This is a genomic window from Streptomyces sp. NBC_00448 (assembly GCF_036014115.1).
Taxonomy (GTDB): Bacteria; Actinomycetota; Actinomycetes; order Streptomycetales; family Streptomycetaceae; genus Actinacidiphila.
In genome coordinates, this window is record NZ_CP107913.1 from 6,907,252 (window position 1) to 6,923,950 (window position 16,699).

The 16,699-nt window shown below is 71.6% G+C and carries 19 protein-coding genes; 15 read left to right on the plus strand and 4 right to left on the minus strand.

All coding sequences use genetic code 11. The features are described from left to right. Positions 1–220 precede the first annotated feature (220 nt). Entirely contained in the window at positions 221–1,159 is a 939-nt protein-coding gene (gene meaB / locus OG370_RS29860) for a methylmalonyl Co-A mutase-associated GTPase MeaB (protein ID WP_328474528.1), read from the plus strand. A 132-nt stretch (positions 1,160–1,291) separates the two neighbouring features. Here the strand turns inward: meaB and OG370_RS29865 are convergent, their stop codons facing one another. After that, on the minus strand, positions 1,292–2,608 hold the full coding sequence (locus OG370_RS29865; RefSeq protein WP_328469660.1) for an MFS transporter: 1,317 nt from the start codon (positions 2,606–2,608) through the stop codon (positions 1,292–1,294). Between the two features lie 70 nt (positions 2,609–2,678). Between OG370_RS29865 and OG370_RS29870 the strand changes: the two genes are divergently transcribed. Beyond that, positions 2,679–3,671: an ArsR/SmtB family transcription factor gene (locus OG370_RS29870; protein ID WP_328469662.1), complete on the plus strand. Its 993-nt coding sequence runs from the start codon at positions 2,679–2,681 to the stop codon at positions 3,669–3,671. A gap of 51 nt (positions 3,672–3,722) precedes the next feature. Here the strand turns inward: OG370_RS29870 and OG370_RS29875 are convergent, their stop codons facing one another. After that, complete coding sequence (locus OG370_RS29875; RefSeq protein WP_328469664.1) at positions 3,723–4,016, minus strand: MTH1187 family thiamine-binding protein; 294 nt, start codon at positions 4,014–4,016, stop codon at positions 3,723–3,725. Continuing rightward, on the minus strand, positions 4,013–4,402 hold the full coding sequence (locus OG370_RS29880; protein WP_328469666.1) for a DUF3817 domain-containing protein: 390 nt from the start codon (positions 4,400–4,402) through the stop codon (positions 4,013–4,015). The genes OG370_RS29875 and OG370_RS29880 overlap by 4 nt, the downstream gene beginning before the upstream one ends. Positions 4,403–4,654: 252 nt before the next feature. Between OG370_RS29880 and OG370_RS29885 the strand changes: the two genes are divergently transcribed. From OG370_RS29885 to OG370_RS29925, 9 genes are all read left to right on the plus strand, one after another. Further along, complete coding sequence (locus OG370_RS29885) at positions 4,655–5,515, plus strand: DUF2127 domain-containing protein (protein ID WP_328469668.1); 861 nt, start codon at positions 4,655–4,657, stop codon at positions 5,513–5,515. A 3-nt stretch (positions 5,516–5,518) separates the two neighbouring features. Next, positions 5,519–6,157, plus strand: coding sequence for an AIM24 family protein (locus tag OG370_RS29890; RefSeq protein WP_328469670.1), 639 nt, complete (start codon positions 5,519–5,521; stop codon positions 6,155–6,157). Next, positions 6,157–6,840 (plus strand): AIM24 family protein, encoded by a 684-nt coding sequence (locus OG370_RS29895; protein WP_328469672.1) that lies wholly within the window; start codon positions 6,157–6,159, stop codon positions 6,838–6,840. The genes OG370_RS29890 and OG370_RS29895 overlap by 1 nt, the downstream gene beginning before the upstream one ends. A gap of 80 nt (positions 6,841–6,920) precedes the next feature. After that, the gene (locus OG370_RS29900) at positions 6,921–7,616 is read left to right on the plus strand and encodes an AIM24 family protein (protein ID WP_328474530.1); all 696 of its coding nucleotides are present in this window, start codon (positions 6,921–6,923) and stop codon (positions 7,614–7,616) included. Between the two features lie 134 nt (positions 7,617–7,750). Continuing rightward, positions 7,751–8,233, plus strand: a complete 483-nt coding sequence (locus OG370_RS29905; protein WP_328474532.1) for a MarR family winged helix-turn-helix transcriptional regulator — start codon at positions 7,751–7,753, stop codon at positions 8,231–8,233. A gap of 55 nt (positions 8,234–8,288) precedes the next feature. After that, the gene (locus tag OG370_RS29910; RefSeq protein WP_328469674.1) at positions 8,289–8,801 is read left to right on the plus strand and encodes a MarR family winged helix-turn-helix transcriptional regulator; all 513 of its coding nucleotides are present in this window, start codon (positions 8,289–8,291) and stop codon (positions 8,799–8,801) included. 124 nt (positions 8,802–8,925) lie between these two features. Then, entirely contained in the window at positions 8,926–9,270 is a 345-nt protein-coding gene (locus OG370_RS29915; protein WP_328469676.1) for a DUF3817 domain-containing protein, read from the plus strand. Between the two features lie 119 nt (positions 9,271–9,389). Continuing rightward, a complete protein-coding gene (locus OG370_RS29920; protein ID WP_328469678.1) occupies positions 9,390–11,090 on the plus strand; it encodes an acyl-CoA mutase large subunit family protein in 1,701 nt (566 codons plus the stop codon). 122 nt (positions 11,091–11,212) lie between these two features. Further along, complete coding sequence (locus OG370_RS29925) at positions 11,213–11,383, plus strand: DUF397 domain-containing protein (protein WP_402446861.1); 171 nt, start codon at positions 11,213–11,215, stop codon at positions 11,381–11,383. Between the two features lie 130 nt (positions 11,384–11,513). Here OG370_RS29925 and OG370_RS29930 read toward each other — a convergent pair whose 3' ends face one another. Further along, positions 11,514–12,146: a TetR/AcrR family transcriptional regulator gene (locus OG370_RS29930; protein ID WP_328469680.1), complete on the minus strand. Its 633-nt coding sequence runs from the start codon at positions 12,144–12,146 to the stop codon at positions 11,514–11,516. A 282-nt stretch (positions 12,147–12,428) separates the two neighbouring features. Here OG370_RS29930 and OG370_RS29935 point away from each other — a divergent pair, with 282 nt between their 5' ends. From OG370_RS29935 to OG370_RS29950, 4 genes are all read left to right on the plus strand, one after another. Then, positions 12,429–13,403 carry a tetratricopeptide repeat protein gene (locus OG370_RS29935; RefSeq protein ID WP_328469682.1) on the plus strand — a complete coding sequence of 325 codons (975 nt, stop codon included), beginning with the start codon at positions 12,429–12,431 and terminating at the stop codon, positions 13,401–13,403. 610 nt (positions 13,404–14,013) lie between these two features. Next, entirely contained in the window at positions 14,014–14,643 is a 630-nt protein-coding gene (locus OG370_RS29940) for a DUF6230 family protein (protein WP_328469684.1), read from the plus strand. 115 nt (positions 14,644–14,758) lie between these two features. After that, positions 14,759–15,373, plus strand: a complete 615-nt coding sequence (locus OG370_RS29945) for a DUF6114 domain-containing protein (RefSeq protein ID WP_328469686.1) — start codon at positions 14,759–14,761, stop codon at positions 15,371–15,373. Continuing rightward, positions 15,363–16,688 carry a hypothetical protein gene (locus OG370_RS29950; protein WP_328469689.1) on the plus strand — a complete coding sequence of 442 codons (1,326 nt, stop codon included), beginning with the start codon at positions 15,363–15,365 and terminating at the stop codon, positions 16,686–16,688. Before OG370_RS29945 ends, OG370_RS29950 begins: the two co-directional genes overlap by 11 nt. Positions 16,689–16,699 lie beyond the last annotated feature (11 nt).

Consider the following 16,699-nt stretch of genomic DNA (forward strand, 5'->3'; position numbering starts at 1 on the left):
ACGGAGGAACGGTGCCCGCGGTCCGCTGACGGAAGAACGGTGGCTACGGGCGAGTGAGCCAAAGGTCGCGCCGGTGTCGAAAGGAAGAACACGCGCAGTGAGCGATGGGAGTGCCTCCGCCGAAGGCAGGGGGAGAGCGAGCGAGCATGATCGACCGTCGACACCGGGTCAAAGCGACCGGCGGCGAACCGAGCCACAAAAAGCAGCGGACGTCCAGACGCTGGTGGAGCAGGCGCGGGAGGGGCGGCCGCGGGCGGTGGCGCGGCTGATCTCGCTCGTGGAGGGCGGTTCCCCGCAACTGCGCGAGGTGATGGCGACGCTCGCCCCGCTGACCGGCGGAGCCTATGTCGTCGGGCTGACCGGTTCACCCGGCGTCGGGAAGTCCACCTCGACCTCGGCGCTGGTCACGGCGTACCGCAGGTCCGGCCGCCGGGTCGGCGTGCTCGCCGTCGACCCGTCCTCACCGTTCTCCGGCGGAGCCCTCCTCGGCGACCGGGTCCGGATGTCCGAGCACGCTTCGGACCCGGGCGTCTACATCCGCTCGATGGCCACCCGCGGCCACCTCGGCGGCCTGGCGTGGGCCGCCCCGCAGGCCATCCGGGTGCTGGACGCCGCCGGGTGCGACGTGGTGCTGGTGGAGACCGTCGGCGTCGGCCAGTCCGAGGTGGAGATCGCCGCGCAGGCCGACACCTCGGTGGTGCTGCTCGCCCCCGGCATGGGCGACGGCATCCAGGCCGCGAAGGCCGGCATCCTGGAGATCGGCGACGTCTACGTGGTGAACAAGGCCGATCGCGACGGCGCCGACGCCACCGCCCGCGAGCTGAACCACATGCTCGGCCTGGGCGAGGCCCGCGCGGCCGGCGACTGGCGGCCGCCGATCGTCAAGACGGTCGCCAGCCGCGGCGAGGGCACCGACGAACTCCTCGACGCCCTCGACAAGCACCGCGGCTGGATGGAGGAGCACGGCGCCCTCGTCGAGCGGCGCCGTACCCGTGCCGCCGGCGAGATCGAGACCATCGCCGTCACCGCGCTGCGCCGCCGTATCGGCAGCCTGCACGGCGACGCCCGGCTCTCCGCGCTGGCCGGGAAGGTGACCGACGGCACGCTCGACCCGTACGCGGCGGCGGACGAACTCGTCGCGGGCCTGACGGAGTCGTAGCGGCGCGGGGCCGCCGATCGCGGCCCCGCGCCGGCCCGCGCGCCGTGGCCGCGTCGCGCCGGGCCGGGCGGTCGGCTCGCCGGGTAGGAGCCCTACGCCGGTTCGTTCGCCCGCCGTGGCCGCGCCGGCGCCCTACACCGGTTCGCTTGCAGCCGGCGCCGCCTCGCGCGTGATGCCGGTCCTGCGCACTGACCTGAGCACCATGAACACCCCGGCCGTCCCCACCAGCCCGCCGCCGCCGACCACCGCGTACGGCGGGACCACCTCGGCGACCGCGCCGCCGGCCGTCAGGCCGATGCCCTGCAGCGTCATCAGGCCGGTGCCGAGCAGGGTCATCGCCCGGCCGCGCATGTCCAGCGGCACCGCCTGCACGAACCAGCGGTCCATGCCGAGCGCGTAGGCGCCGCACAGGCCGGTGAGCACCAGCAGCCCCACCGCGAGCGGCAGCGGGGGATGGACGAAGAACGCGAGCATCGGCAGCAGCGCGACGGCCGCCAGCGGCAGGGTGATCCGGTCCCTGGCCTCCGGGCCGAGCAGCGACCCGGCGGCCATCTGACCGACGACGGTGCCGGCCGGCATCGCGGCCAGGAAGATGCCGTAGCCGACCGATCCGGCGCCGGAATCGGCCGCGAACGGCACCGCCACCCCCTCGGCGACCCCGAAGAACATCGGCGGCACCCACCACATCAGCAGCAGCGCCCTGATCCGTGGCTGCGACAGCAACCGGCCGCTCGCCGCGAGCGACTCGCGCATCAGCGCCGCCCCCCGGGTGTCGCGGGCCGGCCGGGGCAGCGTGCCGAACCGCAGCAGCAGCGCCGAGCACAGGAACGTGCACACGGTGATGTAGAGGGTCTGGCGCGGGGTGAGCCAGGCGACCACCAGGCCGGCCACGCCGAAGCCGATGATCTGCGAGGTCTGGGAGACCGTCGAGATCAGCGAGCGGCCCAGCACGTACAGGTCGCCGTCCAGGATCTCGGACAGGCTCGCGCCGCGGGTGCCGGTGAACAGCGGCGAGATGATCGAGACGCCCATCCGCAGCACCAGGAGCGCGGCGATCGGCATGTTCGGGATGACCATCAGGGCGACGCACGACGCCGACAGCAGGTCGCAGGTGACCAGCACCCGCCGGGCGGGGGCACGGTCGGTGATGCCGGACAGCAGCAGACCGCTCAGCGCGTACGGCAGCGTGGTCAGCGCGAAGACCAGCGCGGTGAGCAGCGCGGAGCCGGTCTGCCGGAACACCATGACCGCCAGGGCGACTTCGCAGAACATCGTGCCGAGCATCGAGAGCACATGGGCGGCGAACATCGCCCGGAACTCCCGTACCGCGAACACCGCGCCGTATCCGGCGCTTCTCTTCTTCTCCCCCTGGGTGTCGGGGGAGTTGTCCGAGCCCGACTGCGAGGAGTGGTTCCCCTCACGAGACGGGTGCTCGCTGTCCGTTGTCATGACATCACACTGGTGGCACTGGCCCCACCCGTCGTAGTCTTTCGGCTGCTGCCGAATCTTGGGGGGTGTGATGTCGCAGCGCATGCGCTTCACTGCCGAGGAACTGCTGCGCTGCCGTTTCGCGATCTCACCGTTGCGGGAGGCGCAGGGGGCGATCCGGACCCTCTCCCACCCGGACCGGCACGGCTATCACCTTCCGTGGCTGCGCCAGGTCCGTACGGTCGCCGCCGGCCTCGACCTGATCGCGTTCTGGTTGCTCACTCCGGGCAACGGCCACGGCCCCGACTTCCTCCACCCCGTCCCCGCGGTGCCGTTGGCCGCGCTGGAGGACGAGACCGCCGCGATACGCGCCACCGATCCGGAGGTCGCCCGGCAGCAGATCGCGCGGGCGCTGGCCCAGACCCCGGGCGCGAGGGACTCCCGTCGCGGCCGCGCCATGCTCGCCGACCCGGCCGGCACCGTACGGCAGTTGGCCGGGCAGTACGAACACGTGTGGTCCGCGCTGCTCGCGCCGCACTGGCCGCGGCTGCGGGCGGTGCTGGAGGCGGATGTCGCCTATCACGCGCGGCGGTTGGCCGACGGCGGCATGCAGCGGCTGTTCACCGGGCTGCATCCGCTGCTCAACTGGTCGGAGGGGGCGCTGTCGGTCGGCGGCGGCGTGCCGGAGAAGGAGCGGCTGCCCTCGCCCAGCGGCGGCCTGGTGCTGGTGCCCAGTGTCTTCTTCTGGCCCGAGGCGAGCAGCGCCTTCGACCCACCGTGGCAGCCGACCGTGGTCTACCCGGCCCGCGGGGTCGGCGGCCTGTGGGCGCGCACCGGGCCCAGCGCGTCCGACGCCCTGGTCCGGCTGCTGGGCGCCAACCGGGCCGCGATCCTCTCCGGCCTCGACGCGCCCACGACCACCACCGCCCTCGCGCACCGGCACGACCTGGCGATGTCCTCGGTCTCCGCCCACCTCGCGGTGCTGCGCGACGCCGGGCTGCTCAGGTCCCGCCGCTACGGCCACCAGGTGCTCTACGAACGCACCCCGCTGGGCATCGCGATGGCGACCGGCGGCCTGCTCTGAAACGTCCCACGTCCCGCGCCCATGACGTCATGCCGTCATCACGTCATGCCGTCACCGCGCCAGGAACCGCTCCACCGTCTCGACCTTCGAGGTGAGCCCGTCCGTCACCGACGGCCGGATGTCGGCCTTGAGCACCAGCGACACCCGGGGCGCGCGGGCCTCGACGGCGGCCACCGCGCGCCGTACGACGTCCATCACCTCGTCCCACTCGCCCTCGATCGAGGTGAACATCGCGTCGGTGCGGTTCGGCAGCCCGGACTCGCGGACCACCCGCACCGCGTCCGCGACGTACTCGCCGACGTCCTCGCCGACGCCCAGCGGGGTCACGGAGAAGGCGACGATCACGCGGAGGTCACCGCCTCGGCGTCCTGGTCGGAACCGGCCGAGCCCTCGGCCGCGGCCTGCTCCAGGGCCGCCCGCGCCGTCGCCACCGCGGTCTCGCACTCGCGCGCCAGCATCCGCTCCGCGAAGAAGCCGCCGGTGGGCAGCACCGACAGCACCAGGTAGAGCGCCGAGCGGCCGAGCGGCCAGCGCGCCCGGTTCCAGGCGTCGGCCCAGAAGAGCACGTAGATGATGAACAGGATGCCGTGCACCATGCCCATCACGGGCACGGCGTTGAAGTCCGTGGTGCTCTTCAGCACCACGCACACCAGCAGGATCACGAAGGACGCCGCCTCCGGGGCGGAGATCAGGCGCAGCCGGCGCAGAGCGGCGGCGGTCTTCAGTTCCACGGGAACCTCGCTGTCGAAAACGGTCGGGTGCGATGTGCGGACGGGCGGATGCGAAGGCCTTGTGAAGACGATCACAAACTCTTCTCCATTATCACCGGACCGTATCGATGACCCGCGCCCGGGGTGGGCAACCGCGCGACGGGCGATAACGTCCCTCTCCACGGAGCGCCGTCCGGCCACGGTGCCGGCGCACCGCGTCACCACCTGTACCTTCCGTTTCCGAGCGACCACCACCCACGGGGACCGACACCGATGAGCAGAGACTGGGACCGCAGGCACTGCGCCAGCAAGGGCCACATCACCTACGCGCCCGACGAGCCGGGCCTGCGCGAGCGGCTCCAGGCCAGGACCGCCGTGGGCACCGTCTGGCGCTGCCTGCGCTGCGGGGACTTCGTGCTCGGCGAGCCGCACGGCTCGGGGCCGGCCGAGCAGGCCCCGCTGGTGCCGCGCGGCCGGGCACTGCGCGACCTGTTCATCCTGCGTTTCCTCGCCGTCGAGCGGGTGCTGCGCGGGGTGCTGGTGATCCTGGCCGCCTGGGCGGTGTGGAAGTTCTCCAACTCCCAGGACGCGGTGCGCCGGCTCTTCGAGCAGGACCTCACCGTCTTCCGCCCGGTCGCCGACCACTTCGGCTACGACCTGGACCACTCCCCGGTCGTCGGCACCATCCAGAAGACCTTCGACTACAAGAAGTCGACCCTGCACGTGGTGGCCGGCGGCCTGCTCGGGTACGCCCTGATCGAGACGGTCGAGGGCGTCGGGCTGTGGTTCGGCAAGCGCTGGGCGGAGTACCTGGCGGTCATCGCCACCGCCGCGTTCCTGCCGATCGAGGTCTACGAACTCACCGAGAAGATGAGCGGGTTCAAGGTCGGCACGCTCGCGCTGAACGTCGTCGCGGTGCTCTACATCCTCATCGGCAAGCGGCTGTTCGGGCTGCGCGGCGGCCACGCGGCGTTCGAGGCGGCCCGGCGCGGGGAGTCGCTGATCGAGGTCGAGGCGGCGGCGGGCGCGGCGGACACCGCGGGCACGCCGGCCGGCGGGCTGTTCGGCGGTCAGGACGACGCCGGCAAGGCGCCGCTTCCGGTCCGGCGCCGCCCGTCGGCCGATACCGTGTGACCCATGGCCAACTTCCGGTTGCAGGGCACCCGCGTGCTCGCCGTCGACCTGGCGGGCGACGCGGTCAAGGCGAAGAACGGCGCCATGGTCGCCTACGACGGTGAGATGACCTTCAAGAAGATGACCGGCGGCGGCGAGGGCCTGCGCGGCCTGATGACCCGCCGCATCACCGGTGAGTCGATGGCCGTCATGGAGGTCAAGGGCCACGGCACCTGCTACTTCGCCGACCGCGCCACCGAGATCAACCTGGTCCGGCTCAGCGGCGAGAAGCTCTATGTCGAGGCGTCGAACCTGCTGGTCACCGAGCCGTCGCTGCGCACCGGCACCACCTTCACCGGGCTGCGCGGCGCCTCCCAGGGCAACGGCCTGTTCACCACCACCGTCGAGGGCAGCGGCCAGGCCGCGATCATGTCCGACGGCCCCGCGATCGTGCTGCGGGTCAGCGCGAAGACCCCGCTCGTGGTCGACCCGGGCGCGTACATCGCGCACACCGGGGGCCTGCGCCAGCAGCTCCAGGCCGCGGTCGGCTGGCGCACCCTGATCGGCGAGGGCTCGGGCGAGAGCTTCCAGCTCCGCTTCGAGGGCGAGGGCCTGGTCTACGTCCAGCCCAGCGAGCGCGTCACGGTCGGGGGGCAGCTGTAGTGCCGTTCACCCGGATCAACTCGAAGATGGTCGAGGCGCACATCGCGCCCGGGCAGCGGGTGTTCAGCCAGCGAGGCGCCATGCTCGCCTACCGCGGCCCGGTCACCTTCACGCCCAGCATCACCGGCGGCCAGGGCGGGGTGATGTCCATGATCGGCCGCCGCGTGGCCAACGAGGCCACCCCGCTGATGACCGTGGAGGTGCCGATCGGGCCCGGTGGCCCCGGCGGGACCCCGCCGGGCTCGGTGATGTTCGGCCACGGCGGCCACCACATCCACACCGTGGACCTCACCGGCGAGACGCTCTACGTGGAGGCCGACCGGCTGCTCGCCTTCGACGGCTCGCTCCGGCAGGGCACGATGTTCATGGGCTCGCAGGGCGGCGTGATGGGCGTGATCCGCGGCCAGGTCACCGGCCAGGGCCTGTTCACCACCACGCTGGCGGGAAAGGGCTCGGTCGCGTTCATGGCGCACGGCGGCGTCATCGAGCTGCCGATCACCGCCCGGGGCCCGGTCCATGTCGACCCGCAGGCGTATGTCGCGCACCGCGGCGACGTCCGCAACAAGCTGACCACCGCGCTCGGCTGGCGCGAGATGGTCGGCCGCGGCTCGGGCGAGGCGTTCCAGCTGGAGCTGTCCGGCAACGGCACGGTGTACGTACAGGCGTCGGAGGAGAAGCTGTGACGTCCCCGGAGTTCCACGGACACGCGGGCGCTTCCACGCCTCCGCCCCCGCCCTCGTCGCCGCCTTCCGTGCCGCCGCAGGTGCCGCCCGCGCCGCCGGGCGGGCCGGTGATCCATGACGCGTGGACGCTGCCGTCGAACGACAACGTCAACCCGTACGCCTTCAGCGTGGACCTGGACGGCCAGTGGTTCCTGCAGAAGGGGAAGATGATCGCCTTCTTCGGGCAGATCGACTTCCAGGCGATCGGCGCGGGCCCGCTGGACCACCTCATCGCGGAGAACTTCCACTCGCCGATGCACGCCGCCGAGTGGGTGGTCGCGCAGGGCCGCGGCAAGATGCTGCTCGCCGACCGGTCGTACGACATCAACTCCTACGACCTCGACGAGGGCAACCTCACCATCCGCTCGGGCAACCTGCTCGCCTTCCAACCCGGCCTGTCGCTGAAGCAGTCGATCATCCCGGGCTTCCTCACCCTCATCGGCACCGGCAAGTTCGTGGCCGCCTCCAACGGCGCCGTGCACTTCGTGGAGCCGCCGATCCGGGTCGACCCGCAGGCGCTCGTCGGCTGGGCCGACTGCCCGTCGCCCTGCCACCACTACGACCACGCGTACCTGCGCGGCGTGCTCGGCGGTATCCGGGCGATGACCGGGATAGGGGGCGCGTCGGGCGAGGAGCACCAGTACGAGTTCGTCGGCGCCGGGCAGGTGCTGCTGCAGTCGACCGAGTCGGTGCTGGCCGAACGCGCCACCGGCGCGGGTCCCGAGCCGGGCACGTGACGACCTGATCGACGCCCTGGCGCACCCCGGGGCGTAACCCCCGCGTCCGCGCGCTCGTTCCTCAGGGTGACCACACGGCTACCCTGGTGATCGATCGAGGTGCAACTCCCGGTAGCATAGGGGCCATGGGGACCATGGAGACCGAGACCGCGGGTGACACGACCACCTGGCTCAACGAGGACGAACAGCGGGCCTGGCGCCTTCACTTGGATGTCAGCCGCCTGCTCATGTACCAACTCGAGCGCGACCTCCAGCCGTTCGGCCTGACCAACAACGACTACGAGATCCTGGTCAACCTCTCCGAGGCCGCCGACCGCCGGATGCGGATGAGCGATCTGGCGAAGTGCACGCTCCAGTCGAAGAGCCGGCTCTCCCACCAGATCACCCGGATGGAGAGCGCCGGCCTGGTCCGCCGGGTGGACTGCGAGTCCGACCGCCGCGGGCTGTACGCGGTCCTCACCGACGAGGGCTGGGCCACCATGCGTCAGGTCGCCCCCCGCCATGTCGCCTCGGTCCGGGAGCACTTCATCGACCTGCTCGCCCCCGGCGCGCTCGCCGCCTACCGCGAGGCCCTGCAGCCGGTGGCCGATCAACTGCGCGCCGCACGCCTGCGGTAGTGCCCACACGGTGGACACCTGTGCCCGGTATGTGACCGGCGGGTAGGCTCGGGGCGTGCCAAAGCCGTTGAGCCTGCCCTTCGACCCCATCGCCCGCGCCGACGAGCTGTGGACGCGGCACTGGGGCGGCGTGCCCTCGATGTCCGCCATCACCTCCATCATGCGCGCCCAGCAGATCCTGCTCGGCCAGGTCGACGCGGTGGTCAAGCCGTACGGCCTCACCTTCGCCCGGTACGAGGCGCTGGTGCTGCTCACCTTCTCCAAGGAGGGCGAGCTGCCGATGTCGAAGATCGGCGAGCGGCTGATGGTGCACCCCACCTCCGTGACCAACACCGTCGACCGGCTGGTCTCCGCCGGCCTCGTCGACAAGCGCCCCAACCCCAACGACGGGCGCGGCACCCTCGCCTCCATCACCGGCAAGGGCCGGGAGATCGTCGAGTCCGCGACCCGCGACCTGATGGCGATGGAGTTCGGCCTCGGCGTCTACGACGAGGAGGAGTGCGGCGAGATCTTCGCGCTGCTGCGCCCGCTGCGGATAGCGGCGGGTGACTTCCAGCCGGAGGGATGAGGGCCGACGCCCGAGCGGTGGGGCCGGCGCCCGTGCAAGAGGGGGTGGGGGCCCTGAGCAGCACGGGGTCTGAGGGGCCGCCCCGGAGTCGGGGGGAGTTTCCGGGCGGTTTACGCTCGTACCCATGAAATCCAGCGTGTTGACCCGCTACCGGGTGATGGCCTACGTGACGGGTGTGCTGCTGATCGTGCTCACCCTCAGCGTCATCGCCGAGTACGTGCTCCACATCGACGGCGCGAGCACCGCCACCGGCATCGTGGGCTTCGCCCACGGCTGGCTCTACGTGGTCTACCTCGTCTTCGCCTTCGACCTGTGCACCAAGGCGAAGTGGCCGCTGGGCCGGATGGCCTGGGTGCTGCTGGCCGGCACCGTGCCGACCGCGGCCTTCTTCGTCGAGCGCCGCGTCACCCGCGAGCTGGCCCCGAAGGTGATCGGCGCCGAGAAGGCCGCCGAGCCGGTCGAGGTCTGACCGATATTTCACCCTGACCTGCCGCTCCGTCGCAGGTCAGGGGCGTATCCCTCGGCTTCACCCGAGTGCGGGTCCACTCCCCGTCGACATTTAGTAGGACGTCCAAGTAAATTTGAGGCATGGACGCCCACGAGATCGAGACAGGCCGCCGGCGCTGGCAGGCGCGCTACGACTCAGCGCGCACCCGGGACGCCGACTTCACCACCCTCTCCGGTGACCCCGTGCAGCCGGTGTACGGGCCGCCGCCCGGCGCCGACGTGCCGGGCTTCGACCGCATCGGCTGGCCGGGTGAGTACCCCTTCACCCGCGGCCTGCACGCCACCGGCTACCGCGGCCGGACCTGGACCATCCGCCAGTTCGCCGGCTTCGGCAACGCCGAGCAGACCAACGAGCGGTACAAGATGATCCTGGAGGCGGGCGGCGGCGGCCTGTCCGTCGCGTTCGACATGCCGACGCTGATGGGCCGCGACTCCGACGACCCGCGCTCGCTCGGCGAGGTGGGCCACTGCGGCGTGGCGATCGACTCCGCGGCCGACATGGAGGTGCTCTTCGGCGGCATCCCGCTCGGCGACGTCACCACCTCGATGACGATCTCCGGCCCGGCCGTGCCGGTCTTCTGCATGTACCTGGTCGCCGCCGAGCGCCAGGGCGTGGACCCCGGCGTGCTCAACGGCACGCTCCAGACCGACATCTTCAAGGAGTACATCGCGCAGAAGGAGTGGCTCTTCGCGCCCGACCCGCACCTGCGGCTGATCGGCGACCTGATGGAGCACTGCGCGAGCTCCGTCCCCGCGTACAAGCCGCTGTCGGTCTCCGGCTACCACATCCGCGAGGCGGGCTCCACGGCCGCGCAGGAGCTGGCGTACACCCTCGCCGACGGCTTCGGCTACGTGGAGCTCGGCCTCTCCCGCGGTCTGGACGTCGACACCTTCGCGCCCGGGCTCTCCTTCTTCTTCGACGCGCACCTGGACTTCTTCGAGGAGATCGCCAAGTTCCGGGCCGCCCGCCGGATCTGGGCCCGCTGGATGCGCGACGAGTACGGCGCCACCTCGGACAAGGCGCAGTGGCTGCGCTTCCACACCCAGACCGCGGGCGTCTCGCTCACCGCCCAGCAGCCGTACAACAACGTGGTGCGCACCGCGGTCGAGGCGCTGTCGGCGGTGCTCGGCGGCACCAACTCGCTGCACACCAACGCGCTGGACGAGACGCTGGCGCTGCCCAGCGCGCAGGCCGCCGAGATCGCGCTGCGCACCCAGCAGGTGCTGATGGAGGAGACCGGGGTGGCCAACGTGGCCGACCCGCTCGGCGGCTCCTGGTACGTGGAGGCGCTGACCGACCGGATCGAGGCGGACGCGGAGAAGATCTTCGAGCGGATCAGGGAGCTGGGCGCCAAGGCGGTGCCGAGCGGGCAGCACCCGATCGGCCCGATCACCTCGGGCATCCTGCGCGGCATCGAGGACGGCTACTTCACCGGGGAGACCGCCGAGTCCGCCTTCCGCTACCAGCGGGCGCTGGAGAAGGGCGAGAAGAAGGTGGTGGGCGTCAACTGCCACACCGGCTCGGTCACCGGCGACCTGGAGATCCTGCGGGTCAGCCACGAGGTGGAGCGCGAGCAGGTGCGGGCGCTGGCCGACCGCAAGGCGGCCCGCGACGACACGGCGGTGCGCGCCGCGCTCGACGCGATGCTCGCCGCCGCCCGCGACGGGTCCAACATGATCGAGCCGATGCTGACCGCGATCCGGGCCGAGGCCACGCTCGGTGAGGTCTGCGGCGTGCTGCGCGACGAGTGGGGATCGTACACGGAGCCGGCCCGATTCTGATCGGACGTCACCCGAACAGACCAACACCCCCTTCCTGAAGCCGAGTTGATCACGGGATGCTACGGGCTGCAACGCCCGTAACCTCGTACGCACTCAACCGGCATCTCCGAGGAAGGAACCTGGTGTCCCTCGAAGCGACCGTCGGTGACGACGGGTTGATCTACATCCGCGAGACAGAGCGGCCTGAGGTGGTGGCGGTGACCACGCCCGCGAAGTGGGAGGCTTTCGTGAAGGGCGTCAAGGCCGGCGAGTTCGACCACTTCGTCGCGGGTGTGGAGGCGGAGGCAGGCTGAGGCGGCGGCGGGTCGGGGTGGCGCGGGCCGGTGTGGAGGTGGACCGAGGGGCGGCGGGCCGACGGGAGTGCGCTGCGGCCTGGACACCGGGCCGGAGCCGAGGCGGCCCGGACGGAAGGTGGACCCGGGCTCAGCAGCCCGGGTTCGCGGTCAGGCCGCCCACCAGCAGCCGGGCCAGCCGGTCGGCCCACTCCTGGTCGACCGGCTCCGAACTGACCATCACCCGGTGCACCACCGCGCCCGCCACCACGTCGAAGATCAGGTCGTCGCGGGCCGGGTCCGCGGCGCCCTCGTCGCCGGGCAGCTCGCCGCGCGACTGCGCGCGGGCCCGGCCCAGCAGCACCAGGTGCTTCTGCCGGTCGACGATCGCCTCCCGGATGCGCTCCCGCAGCGCCTCGTCGTGGCTCGCCTCGGAGACCACCGCCATCAACGAGGTCCGGGTCTCCGGGCGGTTGAGCAGTCCGGCGAAGCGCAGCACCACGCCCTCGATGTCGGCCTGCAGGCTGCCGCGGTCCGGCAGCTCCAACTGCTCCTCGAACAGTGCCGCGAGCGCGTCCACCACCAGCTCGTTCTTGCCCGCCCAGCGCCGGTACAAGGTGGTCTTCGCCACGCCCGCGCGGGCCGCCACGTCGCCGAGCGTCAACCCGCCGAAGCCCAACTCCACCAGCGCCGCGCGGGTCGCGTCCAGGATCGCGCGGTCCGCCTCGGCACTTCTGGGCCGGCCGGTGCGTTTGTGCGAGTGGGCCGGTTGAGTGGGGGGCATAGGCCGGACCATACCGGCCAGTAGCCTTCGTGGGTCGAGTGACGGTTGTCACAACACCCGCCACCGCGCGGCCCGTGCCCGGCAGTTACGCTACGACTCGTAGCGAAAGGGTGGACCACGTGGCCCACCGACGCGACAGCCACACCGTACGGACGGGGATTCCGTACTCAGCACGTTCCGCGGCGGTCTCACCGCCGCGCCGGGGACCATCCCCGGTGCCCGCAAGCCGGCGGGTCCCGGGGTCTGTACACGCTTTGCTCCGCGAGGGGGGAGGATTGCCTCATGCAGCCACGGAACATGTCCATGAGCGGCGTGGTCGACCTCGCCGCGGTGAAGGCGGCCACTGAGGCCAAGGCGAAGGCCGAGCAGGCCAGGGCACAACGCCAGGAGGCCGGCCCGGGCGCCGCCCCCGCCTCCCCGCTCGTCATCGAGGTGACCGAGGCGACCTTCGAGAGCGATGTCCTGCAGCGCTCCGCCGAGGTCCCGGTCGTCATCAGCTTCTGGGCCGATCAGGCCGAGCAGAGCAAGCAGCTCAACACGGTGCTGGAGCGGCTGGCCGGCCAGTACCGGGGGCGCTTCGTCCTCGCCACGGCCGAGGTCTACGCCAACCAGATGCTCTTCCAGCAGTTCGGTGTCCAGGGGGTGCCGGCGGTCTTCGCGGTGCTGGCCGGGCAGGCGATGCCGCTCTTCCAGGGCGCCGCCCCCGAGGAGCAGATCACCGAGGTGCTCGACCAGGTGATCGCGGTCGCCGAGCAGCGGTTCGGCATCGTCGGCGCCGAGGTGGACCCCGGCGACGCGGCCGAGGAGCCCGCCGAGGAGGCCCCGCCCCGCCCCGCCACCCCGCAGGAGCTCGCGCTCGGCGCGGCGCACGAGGCGCTGGACGCGGGCGACCTGGCCGGCGCCGTCCAGGCGTACAAGAACGTGCTCGCCGACGAGCCGGCCAACGCCGAGGCCAAACTGGGCCTGGCGCAGGCGGAGTTGTTGCAGCGGGTGGAGGGTGCCGACCCGCAGCAGGTGCGCAGGGCGGCGGCCGACGCGCCCGACGACATCGACGCCCAACTCGCCGCGTCCGACCTCGACCTGGTCGGCGGTCACGTCGAGGACGCCTTCGGGCGGCTGGTGGACACCGTGCGGCGCACCGCGGGCGAGGACCGCGACCGGGCGCGGCTGCGGCTGTTGGAGATGTTCGAGGTGATCGGCCCGGACGACCCGCGGGTGGCCGCGGCGCGTACCGCCCTTGCCAGGGTGCTGTTCTGACCCGCGCGGCGGGCTTCGCGTACTCAGGGATTTAGCGACACGGCGGCCGCACTTTATCAAACCGTGACAATGGGCGGCCGCTGTTACTTCCGGTAGGAAGACCGCCCCTCTTTGCGAGTTGTTGTCCGGTGATGCCGGATTCGCTCCCTCCGAATTTGGTTACGCAGCGTCATATAAATCGGCCTGGCGATCATGTTGGTGACGCTCTGCCGTTACTCGCTGGTAACGAACCCCCTTGTGCACCGGCTCCGAATGGACCACGATCGGCCAAGCTCGGTCCCGTAACCGTGCGTCCGGCCGCCAGTCGGTACGACGGGTAACGGGTCCCCGCCGGGCGGGGTGTGCGGTGATCGCCGCCGCCCCGGGACAGGGGGGTCTCCGTCCACGGATGGAACCGGATGGAGCCTGTCCCGCAAGGTTGCGCGAGAGCGTGGCCAGTGGTTGTCGCTCGGGGGTGATCGCCGGCTTTCGGACATCGCCGTCCGTACTCCCCTGGGAGGGACGGCTCGCCGACCACCGGCGCTCTCCTTTCCGAGGACGTAGCACTTCTCCCATCCCGGGCCGGGCCTGAACGATCCGGCCGGAGATGTACGTCCGAGAAGGAGGAAGTATGGAGTCGCTCGTTCGTGGCGGTACCAGATGGCGGCGGTTCGCCGTCGTCATGGTGCCGAGTATCGCGGCCTCGGCCGCGATAGGCGTGGCACTGGCGCAAGGGGCGCTGGCCGCGTCCTTCAGCGTGTCGGGCCAGGAGTTCAAGGTGCACGCCGACACCTTGGACGGCACCGGGTTCATCCAGTACGGCGCGGTCGACGTCCAGCACGACGGCAAGGCTCAGCCGGTCGCGGTGTCGGCCTTCAAGTCGGCCACCATCACCGGCCTTTGCCAGTCGGTGGTGCTGCCGAACGTCCCGCTGGTCGGCGATGTGACGTTGCGGCTCACCGCGGGAAACCACGGCAAGAAGGTCAAGGCCAGCAACCTCTACATCGACCTGAACCAGCTCAACGCGGATGCGACCTTCTACGACATCAACATCGGTGTCGCGGCGGGGGACAGCCACAAGGGCCCCGGGATCGCGTCGGGCGACAAGGCCGACCCGGGTTCGTTCGCGCAGGAGGCCGACCGGGCCGTCCTGACGGACGTGGACCAGACCGCTTGGGCCACCAGTGCCGGCACCTTCAAGCTCGCCGGTCTGAGCATGAGCGTGAAGAAGGGCTCCGGTTCCGGAGTCGAGTGCTACTAGGCGACCTGGCGAAAGCCGCGCCGAGTGGCCACGGGCGAGTCGCGCCGGTCGCGGCTCGCCCCGGCCGCCGAACGTATTTCCACCGCACCAAGCCAGTCCCAGGGAGCTGTTTTCGATGAGCGCCGAGTCGACAGGACTGAGTGCCCGGTTCCGCTACGGACGCCTGGCGTTCCGCCACTGGAGGTGGCAACGCCCCTTCTGGGCCGGACTGCTGACCCTCCTCGCGGGCCTGCCCATCGCGTACTTCCCGTACGCGGACCTCACGCTCGGCCAGTTGACCGTGCGGATGTCCACCACCACCGGGTCCGCCTCGCTGATCATCGGTGTCCTGCTGTTCGTGCTGGGCCTGACCATGTGGTTCCAGCCCGCGGTACGGATCTTCTCCGGCGTCGCCTCGATCCTGCTCGCCCTGGTGTCGCTGCCGAAGTCCAACGTCGGCGGCTTCGTGATGGGCTTCCTGCTCGCGCTGCTCGGCGGCGCGCTCGCCGTGTCCTGGGCGCCCGGCGTCCCGGCGACCGACGAGCCCGGTGAGAAGGCCGAGTTGCCCGACGGTGACCCGGGCCCGGCGGGCGAGGACCAGGGCACCCCGGACACCACGCGGCCGGACGAGCCGTTCGTGCCCGCGCAGGCGCGGGGCGACGAGCCGCAACGTGCCGAGGAGCCGGTGCTCGCCGGCGGCCGCGGCGACGAAGAGACCACCAAGGAGAACGGGAGGCACCGTGCTGGGTGACGACGCTCAGCCGGCCACGAGCGACGGGCCACGCGTCAGGGCGACCTCGGGGCCGCGCCACGCGGCTCCGCGCAAGTCGCTGCTGACCAAGCTGCATGTCCCCGCCGGGAAGGCGGTGGCGCTCGCCGCGATGCCGACGGCGGTGCTGATGGGCATGGGCCTGACCCCGCACCTCGCCCAGGCCGACGAGCCCTCGACCCCGTCCTTCGCGCCCGGCGCGTGCGTCTCCCAGTCCGACACGCCGTCCCCGACGGCGAGCGGACAGGACACCAAGGACGCCAAGAAGACGGACAAGAGCGGAAAGGACGCGAAGTCCGGGTCGACCGGCAAGGACGGCGCCAAGGACGGCTCGGGCACGCCCTCGCCGTCGGCCAGCCCGGAGGGCGACAAGCCGTCCCCGAGCGCCAGTCCGAGCGCCTCGGGCGACAGCGCGGCCAAGGACACCAAGTCCACGGCCACCACCGCCCCGACGCCCACGGCGAGCCCGACCTCGTCGTACAACCCGCTGGACCCGCTGGGCCTCGGCGACCTGCTCAACGGGCTGCTGGGCGGCGGCAAGAAGACCGACCCGACCCCCGCGCCCACCACGACGAGCCCGACCCCGGCGCCGACCACCTCCGCGCCGAAGCCGGACCCGTCGCCCAGCGGCGGCTCGGATGCGGGCGGTGCGACGGACAGCGGCAAGAAGGCCGCCAAGGACGCGGGCAAGAGCACCACGGACGCCGCCAAGAAGGCCGCCAAGGCCCTCAAGGACGCCACCGCGACCCCGAAGCCGACGGACAGCCCGTCGCCCTCGTCCACGGCCGGCTCCGACGGCAAGCAGGGCTACCCCTGCCCGACGTACGACGCCAAGGCGCTCGACGACGCGAAGACCGAGGGGGGCATCCCCCTTCTGCCGGACCAGCCCTGGGTGCTCAAGAGCAGCATCCTGACCCTGCACGGCCTCAGTTACGACGGCATCGTGCAGGTGAAGACGGCCAGCGGTGAGATCAAGGACGTCCTGAAGTTCACCACCAGCGGCATCGACATCGGCGACCTCGACCAGTTCGTGGTCGGCGCGAACGGCAAGGGCCACACCGAGGTCAAGGCCGCCAAGGGCTCCACGTCCACGATCACCGGCGGCACCACGACGCTCTACACGGAGTCGCTCAGCGGCAATCTGCTCGGCCTGATCCCGATCACCTTCACCCCGAAGGCGCCGCCGCCGCTGACCCTGCCGGAGCTGTTCTTCACCGACGTGACGGTCATCAACGCCGGCCAGTTCGGCGGCAACCTGCACGTGCCCGGCATGCAGGTGCTGCCCGACCTGCCCTAGCGTTCCGAGGG

Bases quoted from the DNA above. Each gene is read 5' to 3' on its own strand.
- OG370_RS29905 (WP_328474532.1), top strand. From the start codon at position 7,751: ATGGAGACCGAGACCGCGGGTGACACGACCACCTGGCTCAACGAGGAC.
- OG370_RS29945 (WP_328469686.1), top strand. From the start codon at position 14,759: ATGAGCGCCGAGTCGACAGGACTGAGTGCCCGGTTCCGCTACGGACGC.
- OG370_RS29865 (WP_328469660.1), bottom strand. From the start codon at position 2,608: ATGACAACGGACAGCGAGCACCCGTCTCGTGAGGGGAACCACTCCTCG.
- OG370_RS29915 (WP_328469676.1), top strand. From the start codon at position 8,926: ATGAAATCCAGCGTGTTGACCCGCTACCGGGTGATGGCCTACGTGACG.
- OG370_RS29890 (WP_328469670.1), top strand. From the start codon at position 5,519: ATGGCCAACTTCCGGTTGCAGGGCACCCGCGTGCTCGCCGTCGACCTG.
- OG370_RS29930 (WP_328469680.1), bottom strand. From the start codon at position 12,146: ATGCCCCCCACTCAACCGGCCCACTCGCACAAACGCACCGGCCGGCCC.
- OG370_RS29920 (WP_328469678.1), top strand. From the start codon at position 9,390: ATGGACGCCCACGAGATCGAGACAGGCCGCCGGCGCTGGCAGGCGCGC.
- OG370_RS29940 (WP_328469684.1), top strand. From the start codon at position 14,014: ATGGAGTCGCTCGTTCGTGGCGGTACCAGATGGCGGCGGTTCGCCGTC.
- OG370_RS29935 (WP_328469682.1), top strand. From the start codon at position 12,429: ATGCAGCCACGGAACATGTCCATGAGCGGCGTGGTCGACCTCGCCGCG.
- OG370_RS29870 (WP_328469662.1), top strand. From the start codon at position 2,679: ATGTCGCAGCGCATGCGCTTCACTGCCGAGGAACTGCTGCGCTGCCGT.
- OG370_RS29885 (WP_328469668.1), top strand. From the start codon at position 4,655: ATGAGCAGAGACTGGGACCGCAGGCACTGCGCCAGCAAGGGCCACATC.